The 23,887-nt window shown below is 72.3% G+C and carries 20 protein-coding genes; 7 read left to right on the top strand and 13 right to left on the bottom strand.

Features of this window, described 5'->3' with window-relative positions:
* Window positions 1-87 precede the first annotated feature (87 nt).
* Window positions 88-2,325 carry a cation-translocating P-type ATPase gene (locus OG413_RS07835; RefSeq protein ID WP_266809970.1) on the bottom strand — a complete coding sequence of 746 codons (2,238 nt, stop codon included), beginning with the start codon at window positions 2,323-2,325 and terminating at the stop codon, window positions 88-90.
* 320 nt (window positions 2,326-2,645) lie between these two features.
* Between OG413_RS07835 and OG413_RS07830 the strand changes: the two genes are divergently transcribed.
* A complete protein-coding gene (locus tag OG413_RS07830) occupies window positions 2,646-3,335 on the top strand; it encodes a copper homeostasis protein CutC (protein WP_266803791.1) in 690 nt (229 codons plus the stop codon).
* 265 nt (window positions 3,336-3,600) lie between these two features.
* Here the strand turns inward: OG413_RS07830 and OG413_RS07825 are convergent, their stop codons facing one another.
* On the bottom strand, window positions 3,601-5,673 hold the full coding sequence (locus tag OG413_RS07825) for a UvrD-helicase domain-containing protein (protein WP_266803790.1): 2,073 nt from the start codon (window positions 5,671-5,673) through the stop codon (window positions 3,601-3,603).
* 415 nt (window positions 5,674-6,088) lie between these two features.
* Between OG413_RS07825 and OG413_RS07820 the strand changes: the two genes are divergently transcribed.
* Window positions 6,089-6,277, top strand: a complete 189-nt coding sequence (locus tag OG413_RS07820) for a hypothetical protein (protein ID WP_073718644.1) — start codon at window positions 6,089-6,091, stop codon at window positions 6,275-6,277.
* A 164-nt stretch (window positions 6,278-6,441) separates the two neighbouring features.
* Here the strand turns inward: OG413_RS07820 and OG413_RS07815 are convergent, their stop codons facing one another.
* Window positions 6,442-8,085, bottom strand: coding sequence for a DNA repair helicase XPB (locus OG413_RS07815; protein ID WP_266803789.1), 1,644 nt, complete (start codon window positions 8,083-8,085; stop codon window positions 6,442-6,444).
* A 371-nt stretch (window positions 8,086-8,456) separates the two neighbouring features.
* Here OG413_RS07815 and OG413_RS07810 point away from each other — a divergent pair, with 371 nt between their 5' ends.
* Window positions 8,457-9,839, top strand: a complete 1,383-nt coding sequence (locus tag OG413_RS07810; protein ID WP_266803787.1) for an ATP/GTP-binding protein — start codon at window positions 8,457-8,459, stop codon at window positions 9,837-9,839.
* Window positions 9,751-10,410 (top strand): RloB family protein, encoded by a 660-nt coding sequence (locus OG413_RS07805; protein WP_323137824.1) that lies wholly within the window; start codon window positions 9,751-9,753, stop codon window positions 10,408-10,410. Before OG413_RS07810 ends, OG413_RS07805 begins: the two co-directional genes overlap by 89 nt.
* Before the next feature lie 94 nt (window positions 10,411-10,504).
* On the opposite strand, the gene OG413_RS07800 is transcribed toward OG413_RS07805, so the two are convergent.
* Window positions 10,505-13,018, bottom strand: a complete 2,514-nt coding sequence (locus tag OG413_RS07800) for a helicase C-terminal domain-containing protein (protein ID WP_266803784.1) — start codon at window positions 13,016-13,018, stop codon at window positions 10,505-10,507.
* 63 nt (window positions 13,019-13,081) lie between these two features.
* Between OG413_RS07800 and OG413_RS07795 the strand changes: the two genes are divergently transcribed.
* Window positions 13,082-14,353, top strand: a complete 1,272-nt coding sequence (locus OG413_RS07795) for a hypothetical protein (RefSeq protein WP_266803783.1) — start codon at window positions 13,082-13,084, stop codon at window positions 14,351-14,353.
* Window positions 14,354-14,418: 65 nt separating this feature from the next.
* Here OG413_RS07795 and OG413_RS07790 read toward each other — a convergent pair whose 3' ends face one another.
* The 4 genes from OG413_RS07790 to OG413_RS07775 are packed head-to-tail and all read right to left on the bottom strand — an operon-like array spanning window position 14,419 to window position 18,393.
* Window positions 14,419-15,399, bottom strand: coding sequence for an ABC transporter substrate-binding protein (locus tag OG413_RS07790; RefSeq protein WP_266803782.1), 981 nt, complete (start codon window positions 15,397-15,399; stop codon window positions 14,419-14,421).
* Window positions 15,396-16,271 (bottom strand): ABC transporter ATP-binding protein, encoded by an 876-nt coding sequence (locus tag OG413_RS07785; RefSeq protein WP_266803781.1) that lies wholly within the window; start codon window positions 16,269-16,271, stop codon window positions 15,396-15,398. The genes OG413_RS07790 and OG413_RS07785 overlap by 4 nt, the downstream gene beginning before the upstream one ends.
* A complete protein-coding gene (locus OG413_RS07780) occupies window positions 16,268-17,338 on the bottom strand; it encodes an iron chelate uptake ABC transporter family permease subunit (RefSeq protein ID WP_266809969.1) in 1,071 nt (356 codons plus the stop codon). The genes OG413_RS07785 and OG413_RS07780 overlap by 4 nt, the downstream gene beginning before the upstream one ends.
* 44 nt (window positions 17,339-17,382) lie before the next feature.
* Window positions 17,383-18,393: an iron ABC transporter permease gene (locus OG413_RS07775; RefSeq protein WP_266803780.1), complete on the bottom strand. Its 1,011-nt coding sequence runs from the start codon at window positions 18,391-18,393 to the stop codon at window positions 17,383-17,385.
* 162 nt (window positions 18,394-18,555) lie between these two features.
* Here OG413_RS07775 and OG413_RS07770 point away from each other — a divergent pair, with 162 nt between their 5' ends.
* Window positions 18,556-19,200, top strand: coding sequence for an HAD family hydrolase (locus tag OG413_RS07770; RefSeq protein WP_266803778.1), 645 nt, complete (start codon window positions 18,556-18,558; stop codon window positions 19,198-19,200).
* Window positions 19,201-19,246: 46 nt separating this feature from the next.
* Here OG413_RS07770 and OG413_RS07765 read toward each other — a convergent pair whose 3' ends face one another.
* Window positions 19,247-19,486 carry a hypothetical protein gene (locus OG413_RS07765; protein ID WP_266803777.1) on the bottom strand — a complete coding sequence of 80 codons (240 nt, stop codon included), beginning with the start codon at window positions 19,484-19,486 and terminating at the stop codon, window positions 19,247-19,249.
* A 169-nt stretch (window positions 19,487-19,655) separates the two neighbouring features.
* On the opposite strand from OG413_RS07765, the gene OG413_RS46885 reads away from it, so the two are divergent.
* Complete coding sequence (locus OG413_RS46885) at window positions 19,656-20,039, top strand: cold-shock protein (RefSeq protein WP_323137823.1); 384 nt, start codon at window positions 19,656-19,658, stop codon at window positions 20,037-20,039.
* Window positions 20,040-20,114: 75 nt separating this feature from the next.
* On the opposite strand, the gene OG413_RS07755 is transcribed toward OG413_RS46885, so the two are convergent.
* From OG413_RS07755 to OG413_RS07740, 4 genes are read right to left on the bottom strand one after another with little or no spacing between them, the layout of a single operon-like run.
* The gene (locus tag OG413_RS07755) at window positions 20,115-20,981 is read right to left on the bottom strand and encodes a 1,4-dihydroxy-6-naphthoate synthase (RefSeq protein WP_266803776.1); all 867 of its coding nucleotides are present in this window, start codon (window positions 20,979-20,981) and stop codon (window positions 20,115-20,117) included.
* Entirely contained in the window at window positions 20,956-21,672 is a 717-nt protein-coding gene (locus OG413_RS07750; RefSeq protein WP_266803760.1) for a futalosine hydrolase, read from the bottom strand. The genes OG413_RS07755 and OG413_RS07750 overlap by 26 nt, the downstream gene beginning before the upstream one ends.
* 39 nt (window positions 21,673-21,711) lie before the next feature.
* Entirely contained in the window at window positions 21,712-22,191 is a 480-nt protein-coding gene (locus OG413_RS07745) for a DUF2771 domain-containing protein (protein WP_266803758.1), read from the bottom strand.
* A 27-nt stretch (window positions 22,192-22,218) separates the two neighbouring features.
* Window positions 22,219-23,652 carry an MFS transporter gene (locus OG413_RS07740; protein ID WP_266803756.1) on the bottom strand — a complete coding sequence of 478 codons (1,434 nt, stop codon included), beginning with the start codon at window positions 23,650-23,652 and terminating at the stop codon, window positions 22,219-22,221.
* Window positions 23,653-23,887: the final 235 nt, after the last annotated feature.

The following is a 23,887-nucleotide window of genomic DNA, read 5'->3' as shown; positions in this document are numbered from 1 at the left end:
GGCCTTCTCGTCGCGTCGCCCCGCTTTCTACGACCCCGCTTTCTACGACCCCGCCTCTTACGACCTCGCCTTTTACGACCTCGCCTTTTACGACCCCGCCTTGAACCCGCGCAGTCGCAGCGAGTTGCCGACCACGAAGACCGAGGAGAAGGCCATCGCGGCCCCCGCGATCATCGGGTTGAGCAGTCCGGCCGCGGCCAGCGGCAGCGCGCCGACGTTGTAGGCGAAGGCCCAGAACAGGTTCGTCCGGATGGTGCCGAGCGTCTTGCGCGACAGCCGGATGGCGTCGGCGGCGGCCCTCAGGTCGCCTCGTACCAGTGTCAGGTCACCGGCCTCGATCGCGGCGTCCGTCCCGGTCCCCATGGCCAGGCCCAGGTCGGCCTGGGCGAGGGCGGCCGCGTCGTTGACGCCGTCACCGACCATCGCGACCGAACGGCCCTCCGCCTGGAGGCGCTTGACGACGTCGACCTTGTCCTCCGGCATGACCTCCGCGAACACCTCGTCGATGCCGACCTCGGCGGCGACCGACTCCGCCACCGCCCGGTTGTCACCGGTGAGCAGGATCGGGGTGAGGCCGAGGGCCCTCAGCCGCACGATGGCTTCCGCGCTGGTGTCCTTCACCGCGTCCGCCACCTCCAGGACCGCCCGCGCCTCGCCGTCCCAGGCGACCGCGATCGCCGTACGGCCCGCGGCCTCCGCCTGCAACTTCAGGCGCTCCAGCTCCACGGTGAGGTGGATCTCCCACTGCGCCAGGAGCTTCTCGCGGCCCACCAGCACCGCGTGGCCCTCGACGATGCCCTGGACTCCGAGGCCGGGGACGTTGGCGAAGTCCTCGGGGGTGGGGAGTTCGCCGACTTCGGCGGTGGCTCCGGCGGCGACGGCCTGGGCGATGGGGTGTTCGGAGGCGTGTTCCAGGGCTCCGGCGAGGCGCAGGACGTCGGCTTCGGTGGTGCCTTCGGCGGTGTGGACGGCGAGGAGGGTCATCTTGCCGGTGGTGACGGTGCCGGTCTTGTCGAGCACGATCGTGTCGACGCGGCGGGTGGTTTCCAGGACTTCGGGGCCCTTGATGAGGATGCCGAGCTGGGCGCCGCGTCCGGTGCCGACCATGAGGGCGGTGGGGGTGGCGAGTCCGAGGGCGCAGGGGCAGGCGATGATCAGTACGGCGACGGCGGCGGTGAACGCGGCGGTGAGTCCCGCCCCGTTGCCGAGCCAGAAGCCGAGGGTGCCGAGCGCGAGGGCGATCACGATGGGGACGAAGACGGCGGAGATCCGGTCGGCGAGGCGCTGGGCCGCGGCCTTGCCGTTCTGGGCGTCCTCGACCAGCTTCGCCATCCGGGCCAGCTGGGTGTCGGCGCCGACCCGGGTCGCTTCCACGACGAGCCGGCCGCCCGCGTTGAGCGTGGCTCCGGTGACGGAGTCGCCGACACCGACCTCCACGGGGACGGACTCGCCGGTGAGCATGGAGGCGTCGACGGCCGAGGCACCTTCGACCACGATGCCGTCGGTGGCGATCTTCTCGCCGGGGCGGACCAGGAAACGGTCACCGGCCTGGAGGTCGGCGGTCGGTACGGTCACCTCGCGGCCTTCGCGCAGAACGGTGACCTCCTTGGCGCCCAGTTCCAGGAGTGCCTTGAGCGCGGCGCCCGCCTTCCGCTTGGAGCGGGCCTCGAAGTAGCGCCCGGCCAGGATGAACGTGGTGACCCCGGCGGCGACTTCGAGATAGATGTTCCCGGCGCCGTCGGTGCGGCCGATGGTCAGCTCGAACGGGTGGGTCATGCCGACCATGCCCGCAGTGCCGAAGAACAGGGCCCAGAGCGACCACAGGAACGCGCCCGAGGTGCCGACCGAGATCAGGGTGTCCATCGTGGCCGCGCCATGCTTGGCGTTGGTCCAGGCGGCACGGTGGAACGGCCAGGCGGCGTACGTGACGACGGGCGCGGTGAGAGTAAGCGAGAGCCACTGCCAGTAGTCGAACTGGAAGGCCGGGATCATCGCCATCGCGATGACCGGCACGGCGAGCAGTACGGAGGTGAGGAGCCGCTGCCGCAGGGGCCGCAGCGCGTCGTCCTCGGCGCTTCCCCCGGAGCCGGAGCCGGAGCCGGAGCCGGAACCGGCGTCGTCGGCCCGTGCGGCAGGGGCGGGCTCCTGCGCGGTGTACCCGGTGGCTTCGACGGTGGCGATCAGATCCTGTACGGAGATGTCCGCGCCCCGGTAGCTGACCTTGGCCTTCTCGGTGGCGTAGTTGACGGTGGCCTCGACGCCGTCCATCCGGTTCAGCTTCTTCTCGATGCGGGCCGCGCAGGAGGCGCAGGTCATGCCACCGATGGCGAGCTCGACCTCTGCTGCTGCGGCGCCGGTGGTACGGGCCGCGTTGCTGGCTGCGGGTGCGGCGGGGTGCGCGGACACGGGTTCCTCCCTGGCGTGGTCCTGGATACCCCTAGGGGGTATCTACTGTTGCCTCATGTATACCCCTGAGGGGTGTAAAAGGCAAGTGGTTCCGGGGAGGTGCCCTCACCCGTCCGCGGTGTGCACTCGCGTATCTTCGCGATCACGCGTTCACATGGAGAGCTGCGCCTTCAGGTGGCTGACCCGTAGGCTGACTATTGGACTAGACCTATAGCCGTTATCTGGAGGAATGGGGATCCATGAGCAACCGTGCAGTCCTGGAGGTGATCGCCCTCGACGCTGAGGACGCGGTCGCCGCACAGGCGGGTGGTGCAGACCGCCTCGAACTGGTCACCGATATGGCGGCCGACGGCCTGACCCCGTCCCGGGAGACCTTCGCGGCGATCCGGTCCGCCGTGGACATTCCCCTGCGCGTGATGCTCAGGGTGGTCGACGGATTCGCCGCCGGTGACATCGACCTCCTGCTGGAGAAGGCGCGGGAGATGCGGGCGGAGGGCGCCGACGAGTTCGTCTTCGGCTTCCTGGACGAGGACGGTTACCCCGACCTCGTGACCGTCGAGCGGATTCTCGCGGAGCTGGAAGGCTGTCGGTGGACCTTCCACCGTGCCATCGACCGGGCCGCGGACCGCGACGCCCTGCGCAAGCAGCTCGCGGACCTGCCCGGCCTCGACACGTACCTCACCGCGGGCTCGGCCGGCGGGGTCGACGAGGGCATCCCGACGCTCCTCGCCGAGGCGGCCCGCACACGCGAGCCGGGCTACGAGCCGCAGATCCTGGTCGGCGGCGGCCTCCACCTCCACCACCTGCCGCGCCTGCTCGCTGCGGGCATCGACGCGGTCCACATCGGCGGCGCCGCCCGCCCGCGAGGCTGGTCGCACCCGGTGGACGCGGCAGCGGTACGGGAATGGCGCGAGGCCGTCGACGCCTGACGGCCGCGGTCCCGCTCCTCAAGCCCCTCCGGCGTGTGAGGAGCGGGGCCATCTCGACCCGTCCGGGCCGACCATCTCGACCCGTCCGACCATCTCAGCCCGTCCGGGCCGACCATCTCAGCCTGTCCGGCGATTGAGGACAAAAGGGGGCCCGGGGCGAAGCCCCCGGTTTCGGGAAGGGGCGGGCAGGGGACAGCCCCGCCGCAGGCGCCCCCACCCGTCCACAGCCCCGCCCCCACCCCCCCCGCAGGCGCCCCCGCCCCACCTACCGCAGCGCCCCCGGCAACCCCACCGCATGCAGCACCGTCAGCCCCGACACGGCCCGCGTGAGCGCCACGTACAGCCGCCGCAGCCCCGTCCGCTCGTCCGGCTCGCCGTCGACCACCGCCGCCGGTTCGTCGAGCACCACGTAGTCGTACTCCAGGCCCTTCGCCAGCGACGCGGGCACCAGCGTCAGCCGTGACTCGGCGGTCGTCTCCTCGCCGGGGGACAGATACGGGTGGCCCGCCGCCGTCAGCGCCTCGGCCAGTGCCGGAATCCGGGCGTCGGCCGCGATCAGGCCGATCGACCCCTCATGGCCCAGCGACTCCTCGCACGCCGCGACGACGGCCGTGTCCAGGGCGTCCGCGCCCGCCACCTCCCGTACGACGAGCGAGCCCGGCGACTCACGTACCGACTCGACCGCCGCCAGGCCCGGTGAGATCTCCGGCAGCAGCCGTGAGGCGTACGCGATCACCTCGCGCGGCACACGGAAGCCCGCGGTCAGCTCCTCGACCACCGCGTCCGCCTTGCCGAGGTGGAACAGCGCCTGCGCCCAGCTCTCCGTCGACCACGGCGTCGTCCCCTGCGCGAGGTCGCCGAGCACGGTCGCCGAACCGGTCGAACAGCGGCGCCCCACCGCCCGGTACTGCATCGGGGACAGGTCCTGCGCCTCGTCGAGGACGACATGGCCGAGCGAGTGCGTACGCGCCACCAGGTCACCGGCCTCGTCGATCAGCACCGCGTCCGCCGCCGACCACTTCACGGACTTCACGCTCCGGGCGGGCTTCGCCCAGAGGATCCGCTTCTGCTCGTCCTCGCTGAGCAGCCCCTCCGCGTGAGCGGCCAGGAACTCCGCGTCCGACAGCAGCCGCAGCACCAGCTTCGCCGGGTCCACCGCGGGCCAGATCGCCTTCACGGCCGCCTTCACCGAGGGATTGCGGGCCACCGCGTTCTGCACCCGGTCGTCGGGCGCCTCACCGGCCTCCTCCATCCGTACGAGGACGGAGTGCGCGATCCGCTGCGGCAGCGCCTCGTGGGCGGCGCCGTACCGCATGTCGCGGGCGAGCAGTTCGTCGACCATCTCCGCCAGCTCGTACACGGGCACCCGCCAGCGGCGCGACCCGCGCACCACCACGACCGGTTCCGTCGGCGGCGTCACATGCGAACGGATCGCCCGCCGCAGCACCTGTGCCATCCGGGCGTCGCCCTTGATGACGGCGGCGGCCGCCTCGTCCGTGCCCCGGACCTCGACGTGCGCCGTCACCAGGTCGTCGACAGTGGCCTGCTTCACCTCCAGCTCGCCCAGGGCGGGGAGGACCTGCTCGATGTAGTGGAGGAAGGACCGGTTCGGCCCGATGACGAGCGTGCCGGTGCGCGCGAGCCGGTCGCGGTGCGCGTAGAGCAGGTACGCGACACGGTGCAGGCCGACGGCGGTCTTGCCGGTGCCGGGACCTCCCTGGACGCAGACCGTGCCGCCCAGGTCGCTGCGGACGATCTCGTCCTGCTCCGGCTGGATGGTGGCCACGATGTCGCGCATCGGCCCGACGCGCGGCCGCTCGATCTCCGTCTGGAGGAGCCTGCTGGTCCGCACGGCCTCCGTCGGGTCGGTGAGGTGCTCGTCCTCGTACGCGGTCAACTCGCCGCCGGTGTAGCCGAACCGGCGGCGCAGCCCGACGTCCTGGGGGTTCTTCGGGGACGCCTGGTAGTACGGCTGGGAGACCGGTGCACGCCAGTCGATGACCATCGGGTCTCCGACGGCGTCGTGCACATGACGCCGCCCGATGTAGAACTGCTCGCCCTCCGCGCCCTCGGCGAGTTCGCCGCCGACCGGGTGCAGATAGTCGAGGCGGCCGAAGAACAGCGGGGTGTGGGAGAGGTCGGCGAGCGCTTTGATGCGGTCGTCGATCTGGGCCTGGAGCACGGCGGCGTTGACCCAGTTCGCGGTGACATCGCGGATGTCGAGGGCCTGGACGTCCTCGCGCATGGCGCGCAGGGCGGCGCGGGACGCGGCGAGATGGGCGCGTTCGTGTGCCAGGGGGTCGGTGGTGGAATCGCTTTCTGCTACGTGCGCGGGCACGGTGTTGCCTCCGGCTCTTCAACGCAGGACGGCGGACCGTGCCGCTCCGGTGACGACGGAGTCGGGCGGTCCGCTCTCAAGGGGCGTTCGCATGGGTACGCGCTTGGGCGCGCGTACGGGCTGTCGGCCGGTTTCCGTCCGGCCGGCGGCGCTCCCCCGGCTGCCGGCATGAGGCCGGTACCACGGTGCGGGAGGCGGGCAGACCGGCGATTGTATCGATCACCGCCCGCCCCGTCGAAACGGTATCCGCGCAACGTATCCGCACGTTCGTGGCCCGGACGGTATCGGCCGGTGGGCGTACAGCGGGTCGGCGACCCGTAGGGGACGGTGTGGGACCGGAGGTCTACCCGCGGGCCCCGCCGGTTCCGCCCGCAGACCGACGCGTTCACGGGGGTGGCCGGAGCACCATGGATACATGAGCACAGTCACCCTGAACCCACGCAGGACCGGCCCCGCGCACGGCGCGACCGCGGCCACCGGTCACCACCGGCCCCACCGTGTCGGCGACGCGCTGCGCGCCGTCAAGGTCTTCGCGCAATCGGCCTTCGGCGTCGTCGTCCTGGGGGAGTACGCGGAGGAGGCGGGCGTCCGCCGCACACGATGAGTACGTGTATCGCTCCGGCGTGAGTACGGGGCCGCGGACGCCGAGCGCCGCGGACGCCGCGCCGCGGACGCCGCGCCGAGCACCCCGCGCCGAGCACCCCGCGCCGCCGCCCCGGCCTTCCGCGCCACTCGGCCAAGCCGCGCCACTCGGCCAAGCCGCCCCGCTCAGTTGTCGGTCAGCAGCTCGTCCGCGTCGACGATCCGGTACGCGTACCCCTGCTCGGCCAGGAACCGCTGGCGGTGTGCGGCGAAGTCCTGGTCGATCGTGTCGCGGGCGACCACCGAGTAGAACCGCGCCTCGTGCCCGTCGGCCTTCGGCCGCAGCACCCGGCCCAGCCGCTGGGCCTCCTCCTGACGTGACCCGAACGTGCCCGACACCTGGATGGCGACGGTGGCCTCCGGCAGGTCGATGGAGAAGTTGGCGACCTTCGAGACGACGAGGACGCTGATCTCGCCCTGCCGGAACGCGTCGAAGAGCTTCTCGCGCTGCGCGTTGCTGGTCTCGCCCTTGATGACGGGCGCGTCCAGGTGTTCGCCCAGCTCGTCGAGCTGATCGATGTACTGGCCGATGACGAGGGTCTGCTCGCCCTGATGCTTGCGCACCAGCGCCTCCGTCACCTTCCGCTTGGTCGCGGTGGTGGCGCAGAACCGGTACTTCTCCTCCGCCTCGGCCGTCGCGTACGCGAGCCGCTCCGAGTCCGTGAGATTGACCCGGACCTCGACGCAGTCGGCGGGCGCGATGTAGCCCTGCGCCTCGATCTCCTTCCACGGGGCGTCGAACCGCTTGGGCCCGATGAGCGAGAAGACGTCCGACTCGCGGCCGTCCTCACGCACCAGCGTCGCGGTGAGCCCGAGCCGCCGCCGGGCCTGGAGGTCGGCGGTGAACTTGAACACGGGGGCGGGCAGCAGGTGCACCTCGTCGTAGATGACGAGGCCCCAGTCGCGCGAGTCGAAGAGCTCCAGATGCGGGTAGATGCCCTTGCGCCGCGTCGTGAGCACTTGGTACGTGGCGATGGTGACCGGCCGGATCTCCTTGCGCGTACCGCTGTACTCGCCGATCTCCTCCTCGGTCAGCGAGGTCCGCTTAACCAGCTCGTGCTTCCACTGGCGGGCCGAGACGGTGTTGGTGACCAGGATCAGGGTGGTCGCCTTGGCCTCGGCCATCGCCCCGGCCCCGACCAGCGTCTTCCCGGCGCCACAGGGCAGCACGACGACTCCGGACCCGCCGTGCCAGAACCCTTCGACGGCCTGCCTCTGGTACGGCCGCAGCGCCCAGCCGTCCTGGTCCAGCTCGATGGGATGCGCCTCGCCGTCCACGTACCCGGCGAGGTCCTCGGCCGGCCAGCCCAGCTTCAGCAGCGTCTGCTTGATCTGCCCGCGCTCGGAGGGGTGCACGGCCACGGTGTCCGGGTCGATCCGGGCGCCGACCAGCGGCGCGACCTTCTTCGACCGGAGGATCTCCTCCAGCACGGGCCGGTCGGTGCTGGTCAGCACCAGACCGTGCACCGGGTGCTTGGACAGGGTGAGGCGCCCGTACCGCGCCATCGTCTCGGCGATGTCGACGAGCAGCGCGTGCGGCACGGGGTAGCGGGAGTACTCGACCAGCGCGTCGACGACCTGCTCGGCGTCGTGCCCGGCGGCGCGGGCGTTCCACAGCCCGAGCGGGGTCAACCGGTACGTATGGATGTGCTCGGGCGCACGCTCCAGCTCCGCGAAGGGCGCGATCACCCGGCGGCAGGCGTCCGCCAGCTCGTGATCGACTTCGAGGAGCAGCGTCTTGTCGCTCTGGACGATGAGGGGTCCGGTCACGCGCTTCGGCCCTTTCTGCGGGGGGTGGCCACCGATGTGGCCAAACGTCCAGTGTGCCGCATGCGGGCCGGATGGTGCGTGGCTCAGGCCACAGAGCGCCGCCGGCCGTCCGGTGGGCGGATGCGGCTCACGTGGGAAAGGCCCGGTGGCGTCGGCCGCCGCGGGAGCCCCGAAGTCTGTGCGGACCGTCCCGGACGAGGACATGTCAGGGCCCCGGCCGGTGCGGGAGCCCCGCCCGCACCGGGGCGTCCGGTCGTACGTGATCACGCCGCCCGGTGGCTCACTCGGACGAGTGCCATCCCTATGCAATGTCGTTTCGCGGGCACTATCGTCAAGTTATGACGCGATGAGCCATGGAAAGACATCGTTCGATGCTTGGAGAGGCTGGCATGCTGCTGCGGTTCCAGGTCACGAATCATGCTTCGCTGCTGGAGGAACAGGAACTGTCCCTCGTGGCTGCCGACCGCCATCCGGAGCGGGCCGAATTCCCCTCCCCGGGCGTCGGGGAGTTCGCGGTTCCCGTGGCCGCGATCTACGGCACCAATGCTTCCGGGAAGTCGAACGTCATCGACTCCCTCGGCTGGATGCGATCCGCGGTCCTTTCCTCATTCCGCCGCTGGGACCCCAGCGGCGGCGTTCCACGCCGCCCGTTCCTGCTCGGTCACGGCGCCGCCGACCGCCCCAGTTCCTTCGCGGTCGATTTCGTCGTCGGTGGAGTGCACCACCAATTCGGGTTCTCGGTCGACGACGAGCGGGTCACCGAGGAGTGGCTGTACTACTACCCGGAGGGACGGCAGCGCCGCCTGTACGAACGTGGGGCGGACGGCACGATCGCCTTCGGCAGATGGCTCACCGGCCGGCGGAAGCTGATCGCCGAACTGCTCAGGCCGAACAGCCTGTACCTGTCCGTTGCCGCGGCCCAGGGGCATGACCAGCTCAGCGAGGTCTTCCAGTGGTTCCGGTCCGGCTTGCGGATGGCCACCGACCACGACTTCGCCCGGCGCCTGGACCTCACGGTCCGGCTCTGCCTGGAGGGGCGGGACGGCCGGCGGAACCAGCCGGTGCTGGACCTGCTCGGCTTCGCCGATCTCGGGGTGTCCGGACTGGAGATCCAGGACTGGGACGACGCCATCCGCGAGGACCACCAGCGGATCACCCAGGCGCTCCGCGAGGCGCTCGGGGACAAGGTCCTCGTCCGGGACGACGCGAAGCAGCGGGTCCGGGTGGAGCACCGGACCGCGGAGGGTGTGTTTCCGCTCGATCTCGCGTACGAGTCGAGCGGCACACGGACGTGGATCGGCCTCATCGGCCCTGTCCTCACCACGTTGGCCGAGGGCGGTGTGCTCTGCGTGGACGAACTCGACGCCCGCCTGCACCCCTATCTGGTCGATGCCCTCGTCGGCATGTTCCAGTCCACCGAGACCAACAGCAGGGGGGCGCAATTGGTCTTCAGCACGCATGAGGCGGCGCTGCTCGGACGGAACGTTCGCACTGAACTCTTCAGGGACCAGGTCTGGTTCACCGAGAAGGACCCTCGGACACTGGCGACGAGGCTGTTTCCGCTGACCGAGTTCTCTGTCCGTGACCCGGCCGACAACCTGGAAAGGCGCTATCTGGGGGGGCGCTACGGGGCGGTACCGCATTTGGACGACGACCTGCTGCGGGATGTGGCCGCGGCGCTGGGGCATGGGGGTGGGCGTGAAGCGGGGAAAGCCGCTGACGCGGACGAAGGGCGTACGCCCGGAGCAGCGTAGGTTTCTCATCTACTGCGAAGGAGAGCGTACCGAGGACCAGTACTTCAGGGGCTTGCGCGCCGACCTGCGGACGCTGCCCGTGTCCATCTGTCTCGGCGGTGAACACGGAGAGCCGCAGTCACTGGTCCGCGCGGCGATCGAGCACAAGGAGCGCGCCCCTCACTCCCCGCAGGACCGGCGAACGGCGTACGACGAGGTCTGGTGTGTGATCGACGTCGAGGCGCCGATTCCGCACGACGGTCTGGACAAGGCCGTGGAGCTTGCCCGGCGGCACGGGGTCGAGGTGGCGCTCACCAACCCGTGCTTCGAGTTGTGGATCATGCTCCACTTCGCGGACGTCACGAGGTACAGCACGTCGGACGATGCGCAGAGAGCGCTGGAGAAGCTCGGCACCTGCGGTTACTCCCTGTCCCGCAAGCACCTGGCGTACGACAGCCTGCGCGAGGGCTTCGGACAGGCCAGGGAACGCGCGGAGGCGCTGAGGCGACGTACCCCGAAGGGGCACCGTCAGAACCCCTGGACGGATGTGGACCGGCTGGTGGGAATGCTGAAGGCGGCCCGACACGGCTGAGGCCGCCGGGCGGCGGGCCTGTACGGCGGGCCCTCGGCGGGGTCTGAACGGCGGGTCCGCGACATGGACCCCGCCCGAGCCGCACCGGCAGGTGCTACGGCTTCGCGTCGTCGGCCAGTTCCGCCACGCCCGTGATGCGGTGGAGCGGATACGTGCGGACCTCGTCGGCCGTGTGGTCGTACGCCGTCACGAAGCCGCCCTCCACCCGGACCGGGGCGATCACCCGCTGGCTGGCCGCGCCCTCCGCGTTGACGTAGCCGATCCAGACCGCCGAGCCCGTCATGGCGGCGGCCTGGACCGTGGCCAGGGTCTCCGCCGACGTCGTACGGGGCAGGGAGCCGGCGGCCGTCGGGGCCGCGGGGCCCTCCCCGGTGTCCTTGCGGACGACCGTCGCGGCCGTGTCCCCGGCCCGGATCGCCCGCACCGCCGCGCCCAGCAGCGTCCCGTCGGGTACGGGCGGGCCCTCGGGGACGGGAACGGGGGCCGTGCGGGGAGGGGTGCGGCGGGCGCCCGCCCGGGTGATCAGGACGTCGCCCTCGGCGGACTCGGCCGCCGGGGCGTAGCCCATCTCGCGCAGCCCTTCGAGCAGGGGCGCCGGGTCGGTCTGGGCGGCCAGCACGGTCGGCGCGAGCCGGCGCAGTCGCAGCGTGGCCGAGCGCTTGTCGGCGAGGATCTCGTTCAGTACGGCCTCGTCGTCGCAGCGCACGTACGCGGAGGCGGCGCCGATCCGCAGGTGGCCGTGGCGGCGGGCCACGTCGTCGATGAGGTAACTGAGCGGCTGGGGCACCGGCGTACGGCTGTGCGCGGTCAGGAACGCGTGCAGGTCGGAGGCGGCCTGCCCGGCGTCCAGTGCCCGGCGCACGGAACCGGGCGTGAAGCGGTACACCGTCGCGCCGCCCTTGGACTCGACGTCCGCGAGGACCGACAGCATCTCGGCCAGCGGGCGTTCCAGCGGGCCGGGGGCGACGGCCGTCAGGTCGGCCTGGAGCAGCACATGGCTGAGCGGTTCGGGGATCAGCGGGGCGAGCCGGGCGGCGGCCGCGGCGGGTCCGTGGGCCAGCAGCGCGCGGGCCTGCGAGGAGAGGGCGCCCCGGCCCGTGATGCCCAGCAGTTCCGCCTCGTTGACCGTCCACAGGGCGAGCCGGGAGCGCAGGTCGGAGGTATCCCCCGGCGCGGTGGGCGAGGCTTCGGCGGGCCGGGGGACCCCGGGCGCGCCGGGGGTTCGCGCGCCCGAGCGCAGGGGGCGTTCCCAGCGCAGCCGGGCCAGCAGCGTCACCGGGTCGGGCGCGGTGCCCGGCGGCAGCGCGGCGAACAGGGCCAGCACCCGGTGACGTACCTCCGGCGCGGCCGAGCGGTCCAGTTCGGGTCCCAGGGCGGACAGCGCCCGGCCCTTGGCGTCCTGGCCGCCGACCAGACCGGCCGTGCGGGTGGCGGCGAGCCAGGCGGCGGCGAGCTGTGCCCAGCGGTCCTGGGCGGGGAGTTCGAGCCAGTCGTCGTACGCCGGTGTCGCCGCGTACCGCTCGTCGCTCTCCCCGTCGGCGGCCAGCAGCCCGGCCGCGTAGGCGAGTTCGACCCAGAACGCGGCGATCGGCTCCGACACGTCCATCGCGTTCGCGGCCCGCTTCAGTTCGCGCACGCTCAGCCCGCCCGCGCGCAGGATCGCGGGGCCGCCGCCGTTCCAGAGCTTCAGCAGGTCCTCGATCGTGGACAGGGCCATGAACGCCTGACCTGCCGCCGCGCCGTCCACAGCCTGGGGATCACGGTCGGCGGCCGCCGCGACGACCGGTGGCACCGGCTCCGGTACGCGGTGGGCGCGCCCGGCCCGCAGATGCAGCGCCGCCTCGCGCGGCAGCACGACGGTGCGCGTCGACACCGGCAGCAGCAGCCCGCGATCGCGCAGCCACCGCACGGGCGGCGCGGGGTTCGGTGTGATCTCCCCGTACGGCGGCCCCCACACCAGCCGGTCCAGCACGGACAGCGCCTCGACCGGGGCGGTGTCCAGCAGCGCCGCCATCCTGGTCCGGTCCGTGAACAGCCCGGCCAGCGCGGTGACGGCCGAGACCGGGTCGTGGGTGGCGGGCAGGCCGACCGAGGTCAGGATCTCCTGGAGCCGGCCGGGCGACATGCCGGCCGTCGCCTCGGCGACGGTCGGCCCGAGACCGGTGGGGGAGGGGTGCTGCGGGGACGGGGCGAGCAGTTCCCGGGCCGTGCGGACCAGGCGCAGCCGGTCGTCCTCACCCCAGACGAGGGCCTGTTCGCGCAGGGTCGCCAGGGCGGCGGGCAGCGCGGCGGTGATCGCCGTGCCCGCGTCGTCACGGTGGTCGCCGTCGTCCTGGCCGTCACCGGTGAGCAGCGAGAGCAGCGTGTCGTACGGCGCCGGGTCGGGCGCCACGGCCAGCGCCTCCGCGGTCTGGAGTGCGAACCGGTCGAGGTGTTCCAGCGCGCGGACGACGGAGGCACGGGTGCCCGCTCTCGTCGCGAGCTGGGTGATGTCGTTCGGTACGGGGCTGAGGAGATCGGGGCGGGCACGCAGCAGCCCGGCCAGCGATTCGTCGCCCCGGGCGCGCAGAGCTTCGGCGAGCGTGCGCGGTGGTGTGGTCGTCCCCATCCGTCCCACGGTAGCCCCTGGAACGCTACCGTCGGGGCAGGGCCGGTAGAGGGGAACCATCGAGTGGGGATCGAGAGCGACCAGCTCGTCTACGACTATCTGAGCCGGGTCGGGGACCTGGCCCAGCAACAGCAGCTGCCGTCGGGCACCAGAATGCGGCTCGTCTCGACGCTGCGGGGCGAGATCGACCGGCAGCGCGACAAGGACGGCACGGACACCCCGGCGTCGGTGCGGCGCATCATCGGCAGGCTCGGTACGCCGGACGAACTGGTGGCCGCGGCGGTCGAGTCGGGCGACGGATCGGTGCCGCTGCCGTCGGCGCGGGCCGCGGCCGATCCGGCGCGCGGCGCGGGCGGCGGTTCCGGCGGCGGGCAGCGGCGGGGCGTTCCCCGGCCCCGGAGCGGGATGCTCCGTAAGGTGCCGAAAGCCGGTTCCGGGCGGGGCGCGTCGGACGGGCCCGGACGCTCGCGGGAGAGCGGGGAGAGCGGGGAGAGCGGGGAGAGCGGGGAGAGCGGGGAAACCCGGGAGAACAGCAAGAATCACGAGAGCGGGAAGAACCGCGGGAGTCGCGAGGGCGTGGATGCGGCCACGGATGCCGCCGCCGCCCCGGCGTACGACTGGCCGGACCCCTCCGCGCCGCATGTGCTCGGCAGCGACCAGCAGGGGCCGTCCGGCGGTGAGCCCGACTGGTGGCGCATCGAACCGGGGCCGTTCGGCGACGGCGAGCGCGTGCCGGGGTTCGTCGGCGGTGTGGAGATCCCCGAGATCCTGAGGCCGCCGAGGAGCCGTGACCCGGTCGCGGACGAGGACGCCGACGACTTCGAGGACGAGGACGGCGAGAACGGCGACGGCGGCGAGGACTCCGCGGGCGAGGCGGGGAAGGCGGGGAAGGGCGACGGGCAGTCCGCGAAGCTCGCCCGCGTACGCCGTCGGCTGCCGAGGCTGCGCCGCCGCAGGCCCGCCGCCGCCGAGCAGCCCGCCGCGGCACCGAAGGAGCGCTCCTCGCATCCGCTGCTGCTCCTGGCCGCGGCCCTGCTGGTCGGCGGCGCGGTGACCGGTTCCTGGCTGGCCCTGGCGGGCGGCTGGCTGCTCGCGTACAGCTCGCGCACCCTCTCCCGGGCCGAGGCGAAGTGGGCCGCGATGGGCCTGCCGGGCGTCGTGGTGGCGGCCGCGGTGGTGTGGGTGTGGGGCCGGATGGAGGGGCGCTGGGGGGAGCCCATCCTTGAGGGCCAGATGCGGGACGCGCTGGTGGGGGCGTGGCCGGTGGTGCTCAGGACGGCGGCGGTGGCCTCGGCGCTGTACCTGGTGTGGCGAGGCCGCAGGCGCACGAGCTGAACGTTCCCCGGTGGGCCACCACCGGCCGCGCCCTCATCCGCCGGGCGCGGCCCACCCGCGGGGCGTCACTTCGTCAGGTCGGCCTGGAACTCGTCCAGGATCTTGCTCGCGGCGGTGTACCCGATGCCCGCGATCCACAGCCGGTCGTCGACCTTGAAGACCTTGCCGTTCTTGGACGCGGTCAGGCCCTTCCACAGGCCGCTGTTCATCGTCTTCGTCGCCCCCGCCTTGCCCGGGTCGCCGTACGTGGACGTGAAGATGACGTCCGCGTCCGCCAGGTCGATCTTCTCGGGGGACACGTCGTACGAGAACCCGTCCTTCGCCTTGTCCGTGATCGCGGGGCGGCCCATGCCGAGGTCGGCGAGGAGTGAACCGATGTAGTTCTGCTTGCCGTAGATGCGGATCTCCGCGCCCTCGACGAAGCGGACGAAGTTGACGTCCGTGGCCGCCGCCTTCTCCTTGCCGCCGATCGCCTCCGTCACCTTCGCCACATGGGCGTCGTACGCCGCGATGACCTTCTTGGCCTCGGCCTTCTTGCCGAGCGCGTCCGCGTGCAGCTGGAAGTTCTCCTTCCAGGCGCTGCCGGTCGCCTCCGTCATCACGGTCGGGGCGATCTTGCTGAGCTGCTCGTAACGGTCCCCGTCACGGACCTTGCTCGTGAGGATCAGGTCGGGCTTGAGAGCGGCGACGGCCTCCATGTTCGGGTTGGCGATCTCACCGACCTGCTTGATGTCCTTCGTCTCGCTCGCGGGCAGGTAGGAGGGGAAACTGTCCTCCGCCGCCGAGTGCGTCGCGCCGACCGGCCGGACGCCGAGGCTGAGCGCGGAGTCCAGCTCGCCGCTGTCGAGGACGACGACCCGCTTCGGAGCCACGGGGACATCGACGTCCCCGTTCGCGGTGCTGACCGTGTGCGTCCCGCTCCCGGCCGCCTTGGAACCGGAATCCCCGTCCGAGTCCGAGGAGCCGCACGCGGAGAGGGCGAGCGCGGCGGTCACGGCGAGCGAGCCGGCGACCAGGCCGCGGTGGTTGCGGAGTGAGGCGGTCATGTCTGGGGACCCTTTCGGAGAGGGGAGGGGGACGGTGTCCAGGGGGCGCCGGGCACGACGAGCGGCGAACCCGTCACCGGGTCCGGGACGATCACCGCGTCCAGGCCGAAGACCTCACGTACGAGCTCGGCGGTGACGACGTCGCCGGGGTGGCCCTCGGCGACGATCCGGCCCGCCTTCATGGCGACCAGGTGGTCGGCGTACCGGGCGGCCTGGTTGAGGTCGTGGAGCACGGTCACCACGGTCCGGCCCCGGGTGCCGTCCGCCGCCGGGGCGGAGAGCTGGCGCACCAGGTCGAGGACCTCCACCTGGTGGGCGATGTCGAGATACGTCGTCGGCTCGTCGAGCAGCAGCAGATCGGTGTCCTGGGCGAGCGCCATCGCGATCCACACCCGCTGGCGCTGACCGCCGGACAGCTCGTCCACCGAACGGTCCGCGAGCGCCGAGACGTCCGTGCGCTCCATGGCGTCCGTGACCGCCCGCTCGTCCTCCTGGGACCACTGCTGCCACCAGTGCTGGTGCGGCTGGCGACCACGGGCGACCAGGTCGGAGACGGTGATCGCCTCGGGGGCCACCGGGGTCTGCGGGAGCAGCCCGATCGACTGGGCGATCTTCTTCGTGGGGATCTTCGCGAGTTCGGTGCCGTCCAGGAGGACGGCACCGCCGCGCGGCTTGAGGAGCCGGCCGAGCGCCCGCAGGGTGGTCGACTTGCCGCAGGCGTTCGGGCCGACGATGACGGTGACCCGGCCGTCGGGGACGGCGAGGTCCAGCCCGTGGACGACGGTGCGGTCCTCGTAGGCGAGGGTCAGTTCGCGGGCCGCGAGCCTGCTCGTCGCCCCCGCGACGTCGGTCGGACGGGTCGTCGCGCTCATGCCTTGCCTCCACTGCGGCCACCGTGGCCGCGGATGATCAGCCAGATCAGATACGGGGCGCCGACCGCCGCCGTCAGAACGCCCACCGGAAGTTCGGTGGGGGAGAAGAGCCTGCGGGCGAGCAGATCGGCGAAGACGACGATCACCGCGCCGAGCAGGGCCGAGCAGAACAGCGGGATCTGCGCCGTGCGCGTCATCCGGCGGGCGATCTGCGGGGCCAGCAGCGCCACGAAGTCCACCGGCCCGGCCGTCCCGGTCGCCACGGACGCCAGGATCACGCCGAGTGCGACGAGCCCCAGCCGTACCCGCCCCAGGCGCACCCCGAGCGCGGTCGCGGTGTCGTCGTCCATCGTGACGGTGCGCTGCGCGCGGGAGGCCCACAGCACGGCGGGCAGCAGGATCAGCAGCGTCCAGCCGATCGGCGCCGCCTCCTCCCAGCCGCGGCCGTTGAGCGAGCCGGTCATCCAGATCTGGGCCTGCTGGGCGACCAGGTAGTCGCCCTTCGTCAGGAACAGCGTGGTGACCGACCGCAGCGCGATGGCGAAGCCGATGCCGATGAGGACGAATCGGGTGGCGTGCAGCCCGCCGCGCCAGGCGAAGGCGTACACGAGGGCCGCCGCTGCGACACCGCCGATCACCGACAGGTACGGCAGGACGGTGTACGAGGTCAGGCCGAACGTCATCGCGCCGACCGTCAGCGCGCTCGCGCCCTGGCTGATGCCGATGATGTCCGGGCTGGCGAGCGGATTGCGGGCCACCGTCTGGATCAGGGCCCCGGCGATCCCGAAGGCCGCGCCGACGAGGAGCCCGACGACCATGCGCGGCAGCCGCAGCGTGCCGACGACCAGTTCGTCCGGCGACGGCTGCCCGAGGACCACCCTGACCGCCTCGGCGGGGGCGACGAAGCTCTCGCCGACACAGAGGTACGCGACACAGATCAGGGCGAGGAGGACGGTGAGGACGGCCGCGACGACGGCGGCGCGGCGGTGCAGCAGGAACCGCCCGCGCGCCCCGATCCGGACGACCGAGTAACCGGCGGGCCGCACCGGGGCCGTGGTCCCGGTCATGGTCCCGGCGCTGGTTCGGTCCGTGGTCCCGTCCGTGGTCCCGGTCATGCGGGCACCGCCTTCCGGCGCACCAGCGCCACCAGGAACGGCACCCCGATCAGGGCCGTCATCACACCCGCCGGTACCTCGCTCGGCGGGAAGAGGACGCGGCCGATGACGTCGGAGACGAGCAGCATCACGGGGCCGATCAGGGCCGCCATCGGCAGCACCCAGCGGTGGTCGTTGCCGACGATCGCGCGGGCGATGTGCGGGACGGCGAGGCCGATGAAGGCGATCGGCCCGGCTGCGGCGACCCCGGCGCCGGTCAGCACGGTCGCCCCGATGCCGCCGACGATCCGTACCGTCGCCACCTTCTGCCCCAGCCCCTTCGCCATGTCCTCGCCCAGCGCGAGCGCGTCGAGCCCGCGCGCCACGGAGAGCACGAGGACCGTGCCGAGGAGGAGGAACGGCCAGATCTGCTGGGCCACCTCCGCCTCGCGTCCGGCGATGGAACCGACCTGCCAGAAGCGGAACTCGTCCAGCGCGGACGCCTTCGTCGTGAGCACCGCCATGGTCACCGACACCAGCAGCGCGTTGATCGCGGCGCCGCCCAGCGCGAGCTTCACCGGCGTCGCGCCGCCGCGCCCGCTGGACGCGATGGCGTACACAGCCACGGAGGCGACCGCGGCGCCCGCGAACGCGAACCAGACATAGCCGGTGAGCGTGTGGACCCCGGCGTACGCGATGGCCAGCACCACACCCACCGACGCCCCCTGGCTGATGCCGAGGATGCCGGGGTCGGCGATGGGGTTACGGGTGATGCCCTGGAGCACCGTGCCCGCGAGGGCCAGCGCCGCGCCGACCATCAGCCCGATGAGGGTGCGCGGCACCCGCATGTTCCGGATGACTTCGGCGGCGTCGGAGTGCCCGCCGTGCAGCAGCACGTCGAACACCTCGGACGGGGCGATGGAGCGCGCCCCCACGGCGAGGCTGAGCAGAACGGCCAGCAACAGCGCCACGACGGCCGCCGCCGTCGCGGAAGCGCGTCTGGAGAGGCGTGGTGCGGCGGCTGACATCTGACCCAATCGAAACGGACACGGGCGCGCGCGGGACGGGGGCACGTGACGCGTGGTGGTGTGTCACGTCGGCCGCGGGCACGGGTGCGGGACAAGTAAGGCTTGGCTAAGTCATCAGTCTAAGCGGCGCGATTTCGGGGACTCAGGCGGCCGGTCGGCACAATGGCCACCATGGCTTCGCACACGTCTTCGCATCCCCTGACGGTCGGCTTCGACCTCGACATGACGCTCATCGACTCCCGGCCCGGTATCAGGGCCAACTACCGGGCGCTGTCCGCCGAGACGGGCGTGCCGATCGATGCCGACCTGGTCGTCAGCAGGCTCGGCCCGCCCGTGGAGGACGAGCTGGCGAACTGGTACCCGGCCCACGCGGTGGCCGCGACCGCCGACCGCTACCGGGAGATCTATCCCACACACGCGATCGCCCCGAGCCCGGCCCTGCCCGGCGCGCGGGAGGCCATCGGGGCGGTGCGGGCGCTGGGCGGCCGGACGCTCGTGGTCACCGCCAAGTACGAGCCGAGCGCGCGGCTGCACCTCTCCCACCTCGGGATCGAGCCGGACGCGCTGATCGGACGGCTCTGGGCGGAGGCCAAGGCGCGGGCGCTGCTCGAACACGGCGCGCAGGTGTACGTCGGCGACCACACCGGGGACGTGCGCGGAGCCCGCGCGGCCGGTGCGCTGTCGGTCGGCGTCACGACGGGCCCGTGCGACGCGGCCGAGCTGCGGGCGGCGGGCGCGGACGTGATCCTGCCGGATCTCACGGAGTTCCCGGCCTGGCTGCGTACGTTCGCGGAGAGCCGCGGCTGACGCGGGACGCGCCGGGGCCGCTACGGGACGCCGCCCCCGTACCGCGTTACGAGCGGCTCGCGGCCCGCTTCGGGGAGCTGGTCCACGCCGACCGCACGACCCCCGCCGCCGCGATCAGGAACCCCACGCCCATCAGCATGCAGACCGCGTAGGCGATCGACGGGAACGGGTCCGTGCCCAGGAACAGTGGGGCCACTGTGACCAGTGTGGCCAGTGCGCCGACGAAGAAAACGATCGCGCCGACCTGAACCAGCCGGTCACCTGCGCCAGAAGGAGTAGTACTCACCCCACCAGGGTAGTTCCCAGCCCGGAGGAACCGTCCGGCGACGTCTTGTCACCGGCCCCAGGGCCATTAGCCTGGGAACCGGCGGGTCATGGGGACCCGCTGTACTGCTATCCGGAGCCGTTTTTCCCGGCTCTCCCGCGCACCGACGAGTACGAGGACGAGGACAGACGTGCCCACCGGCAAGGTCAAGTGGTTCAACAGCGAGAAGGGCTTCGGCTTTCTCTCCCGCGACGACGGCGGCGACGTCTTCGTCCACTCGTCGGTACTCCCTGCCGGCGTCGAGGTGCTCAAGCCGGGCCAGCGGGTGGAATTCGGCGTTGTCGCAGGCCAACGTGGTGACCAGGCACTGTCCGTGGCGATCCTCGACCCCACCCCGTCCGTCGCGGCCGCGCAGCGCCGCAAGCCGGACGAGCTGGCGTCGATCGTCCAGGACCTGACCACGCTCCTGGAGAACATCACGCCGACGCTGGAGCGGGGCCGCTACCCCGACAAGGTCGCGGGCGGGAAGATCGCCGGTCTGCTGCGGGCGGTCGCCGACCAGCTCGACGTGTAGCCCGGTTCGCGGCCCGGCACCGCGGGCCGCGTCAGGGAAACGACAGGGCGCCGTCGGGCAAGTGCCGGAGCGCCGTCAGGGAAATGCCAGAGCGTCCGGGCCGAGGGGCGGAACGAGCCCCTCGGCCGCGGCGCGGGTCAGCAGGCCGCGGATCGCCGCGTAGCCGTCCTCGCCGAGCCCGGCCGTGAACTCGTTGACGTAGAGCCCGATGTGCTGGTCGGCCACGGCCGGGTCCATCTCCTGGGCGTGCTCCAGGACGTAGGGCCGTGAGACCTCCGGCGCGTCCCAGGCCATCCGTACCGACGTACGCACCGATTCGGCCAGCCGCTCCAGCGTTTCGGCGCCCAGCGAGCGCTTGGCGATGATCGCGCCGAGCGGGATCGGCAGACCGGTCGTCTCCTCCCAGTGCCGTCCCATGTCCGCCAGGTTGTGCAGGCCGTAGTTCTGGTACGTGAAACGCGCCTCGTGGATGACCAGACCGGCGTCCACCTTGCCGTCCCGCACGGCGGGCATGATCTCGTCGAACGGCATGACGACGACCTCGCCGACCCCGCCCGGTACGACCTCCGCCGCCCAGAGCCGGAAGAGCAGATAGGCGGTCGAGCGCTCGCTCGGTACGGCGACGGTCCGGCCGGTCAGATCCGCACCCGGCTCCTTCGTCAGCACGAGCGGCCCGCAGCCCCGCCCCAGCGCGCCGCCGCACGGCAGCAGCGCGTACTCCTCCAGGACCCAGGGCAGCACGGCGTACGAGACCTTCAGTACGTCGAGCTCACCGCGCTCGGCCATGCCGTTGGTGAGGTCGATGTCGGCGAAGGTGACGTCGAGGGCGGGCGCGCCGGGGACCCGTCCGTGCGCCCAGGCGTCGAAGACGAAGGTGTCGTTGGGGCAGGGTGAGAACGCGATGCGCAACGCCGCGTCAGCTGAGTGAGTCGTTTCGGTCATGCCGGGTCCAACCTTCCAGTACGGCTGCTGTCTTCCCGAACGCCCCGGTGAGCGCGGCCAGCGCGTCGCCGATGCGCCAGGCCTCCCGGTCGCGGGGGCCGACGGCGTTCGAGACGGCCCGCAGTTCCAGTACGGGGACGCGGGCCCGGTCGGCGGCCTCGGCCACCCCGAAGCCCTCCATCGCCTCGGCGAGCGCACCCGGGTGGGCGGCGAGCAGGTCGGCGGCGCGGGCGGCGCCGCCGGTCACGGTGGAGACGGTGAGCACCGGTCCGGCCGCCGCTCCGGTGGCCGCCGCCACCTCCCGTATCAGCGCGGGCGGCGGCAGGAAGCGGTCCCGGCCGAAGCCGAGTCCGGTGACGGGCACGAAACCGTCCGGGGTCTCGGCGCCCAGGTCGGCGGCGACGACCTCGGTCGCCACGACGAGCGAGCCGACGGGTGCGGCGGGGGCGAAACCGCCGCCGATCCCGGCCGAGACGACCAGACCGTACGGCTCTCCGGGCGGAGCCGAGGCCAGGGCGAAGGCGGCCGACGCCGCGGCGGCGGCCGGTCCCACACCGCCCGCCAGGACGTCGAACGCACCGGTGCGGTGCAGTTCGCCGCCCGGCACGTCAGCCACCTCCGCGATGGCCCCGAACGCACGCGTGACCGCGTCCCGTTCCACCGGGACAGCGGTCACGACAAGCACACGCACGGAAGGGAGCCTCCGGGATCGGGTGGGATCAGGAGGGGGTCAGGACGTCTTCTTGAGCTCGAAGTGCCAGATGCCCGTGAGCTTCTTGCCCTTGGTCTCCACGATGGAGATCTGGGTCTTGTTCGAGGTCTCGCCGGTCTGGCTGGCGAAGAAGGCGCTGCCGGGGATCGACCGGTAGGTCTTCTTGTACGGCTCCTGCTCGGCCTGCTGGCCGTTGATGAAGAGCGTCCAGCCGTTGTCGGCGATCTCGGGGTCGACGCCGAAGCGGACCTTGTCGTCCATCGCGACCTTGACGGACTTCTCCGCCTTCTTGTTGAGGCAGCCCTGGATGTCGGACTCCTTGAGGGCCTTGCCGTCGTTGTAGCAGGACGCCTCGGTGTTCACCGAGTTGTCGCCGACCGTCACGGTGGCGAGCGGCGTCGGCTTGTCGCAGGCGGACAGGACAAGGAGTCCCGCGGACACGGCACCAAGAGCGACGCCGATTCGACGGCCCTTACCGGAGAAGAACGCAACGGTCATGGGCCGAAGGCTATCGGTCGGCCCCGCTCATGCCACGCGGGGGTGCGGCGTGCCGCGCCGTGCGGCGCCCAGCAGCCCCCGTACGGAGGTGGCGGCACCCAGGGCGAGGATCGCCGAGGCGACCGACATGCCGAGTACGCCGTTGAGGGGCAGCGCGATCCCGATGCCGCCGCCGACCACCCAGGCCATCTGGAGCAACGTCTCGGACCGGGCGAAAGCGGATGTACGGACCTCTTCCGGGACGTCCCGCTGGATCATGGCGTCCAGCGACAGCTTCGACAGGGCCTGGGTGAAACCCGCCACCGCGGCGAGCGCGGCGACCATCACGGTGGAGAAGAACAGCGCGGTGAGCACGGCGACGCCCAGGGCGAGCCCGAGGACGGTCGCGATGATCACCTCGGGGCCGCGGGCCCGGAGCCAGGCGCCCACCGCCGTACCGCAGGCGTTGCCGGCCCCGGCCGCGACGCCGACGATGCCGAGCGAGACGGCGGCGCTCTGTCCGGCGAGCGGGTGCTCGCGCAGCAGGAAGGCCAGGAAGAAGATCAGGAAGCCGGAGAGCGCCCGGTGCGAGGCGTTCGCCTGGAGCCCGTGCAGGACGGAACCGCCGACGGAGCGCAGTCCGGGGGGCTTGTCCCGGACCGGCTTGGCACCGTTCTTCCTGCCGATGCGCAGGCCGCGGCGCCCCGTACGGGGCGCCGCGGCGGGCTCGCCGTCCGCACCGTGCGGGACGATCAGGCGCGCCTTGCGCTCGCCCTTCGCGGAGTCGACCTTGGGCGGCAGGGTGAAGGCCAGGAACGTCCCCCCGAGGAAGATCGCGCACGCACCGTAGAGCGGCCAGCCCGATCCGACGGTCTGGAGCCCCGCCCCGATCGGGGCCGCCAGACCCGTCGCGAGGAGTCCGGCCAGGGTGACCCGCGAATTGGCCTTCACCAGGGAGAAGCGGGGTGGCAGCAGCCGCGGCACGACAGCGCTGCGGACGACCCCGTACGCCTTGGAGGCGACCAGGACGCCCAGTGCCGCCGGGTACAGCTCCAGGCCGCCGGTGGCGACCGCGCCCGACATGGTGATCGCCAGCACCGCCCGCGCGAACATCGCGCCCGCCATCGCGGCGCGGCGGCCGTGCGGCAGCCGGTCCAGCAGCGGGCCGATCACCGGGGCGAGCAGGGTGAAGGGGGCCATCGTGATGGCCAGGTAGAGCGCGACCCGGCCGCGCGCCTCGTCCGTCGGGACGGAGAAGAACACCGTGGAGGCGAGCGCGACCGTGATCATCACGTCGCCCGCGCCGTTCACCGCGTGCAGTTCGATCAGTTTGCCGAGGCCGGATTCCCCGGCCCCATGGGCGTGTGTCGCCTTTCGGATGCCTTTCGCGGTGCCCGTGAACGGGGAGCGCAGGGCATGGCCCATCGACCGGCCTGCCCTGCGGAGCGGGCCGGAACCGTCGTGCGACCTGGCGGCAGCCACCCCGTCATAGTGCCCCAACCCTCGCTCCGATGAACCGTGATCGGCCGCCGACGCGGCGCGGGGCGCCCTGTCGGACCAGTGCCCGGAGCGGTGATCGGGGCAGTGACCGGCAGAATGGATACGGCACGTTTGGGACGGGCAGGTGGGCTCGGAGCGGCGGAGAGGGTAGCGTGCGTAACGCGCCACCGGCGGTTGTTCTTGGCCGCGCGCCTCTCCGCGATCCCGCAGAATGGAT

This window comes from Streptomyces sp. NBC_01433 (assembly GCF_026340105.1).
In the GTDB taxonomy this organism is placed as follows: Bacteria; Actinomycetota; Actinomycetes; order Streptomycetales; family Streptomycetaceae; genus Streptomyces.
Note: the sequence above shows the minus strand (reverse complement) of the source record. Positions and strands in the feature narration are given on the sequence as shown.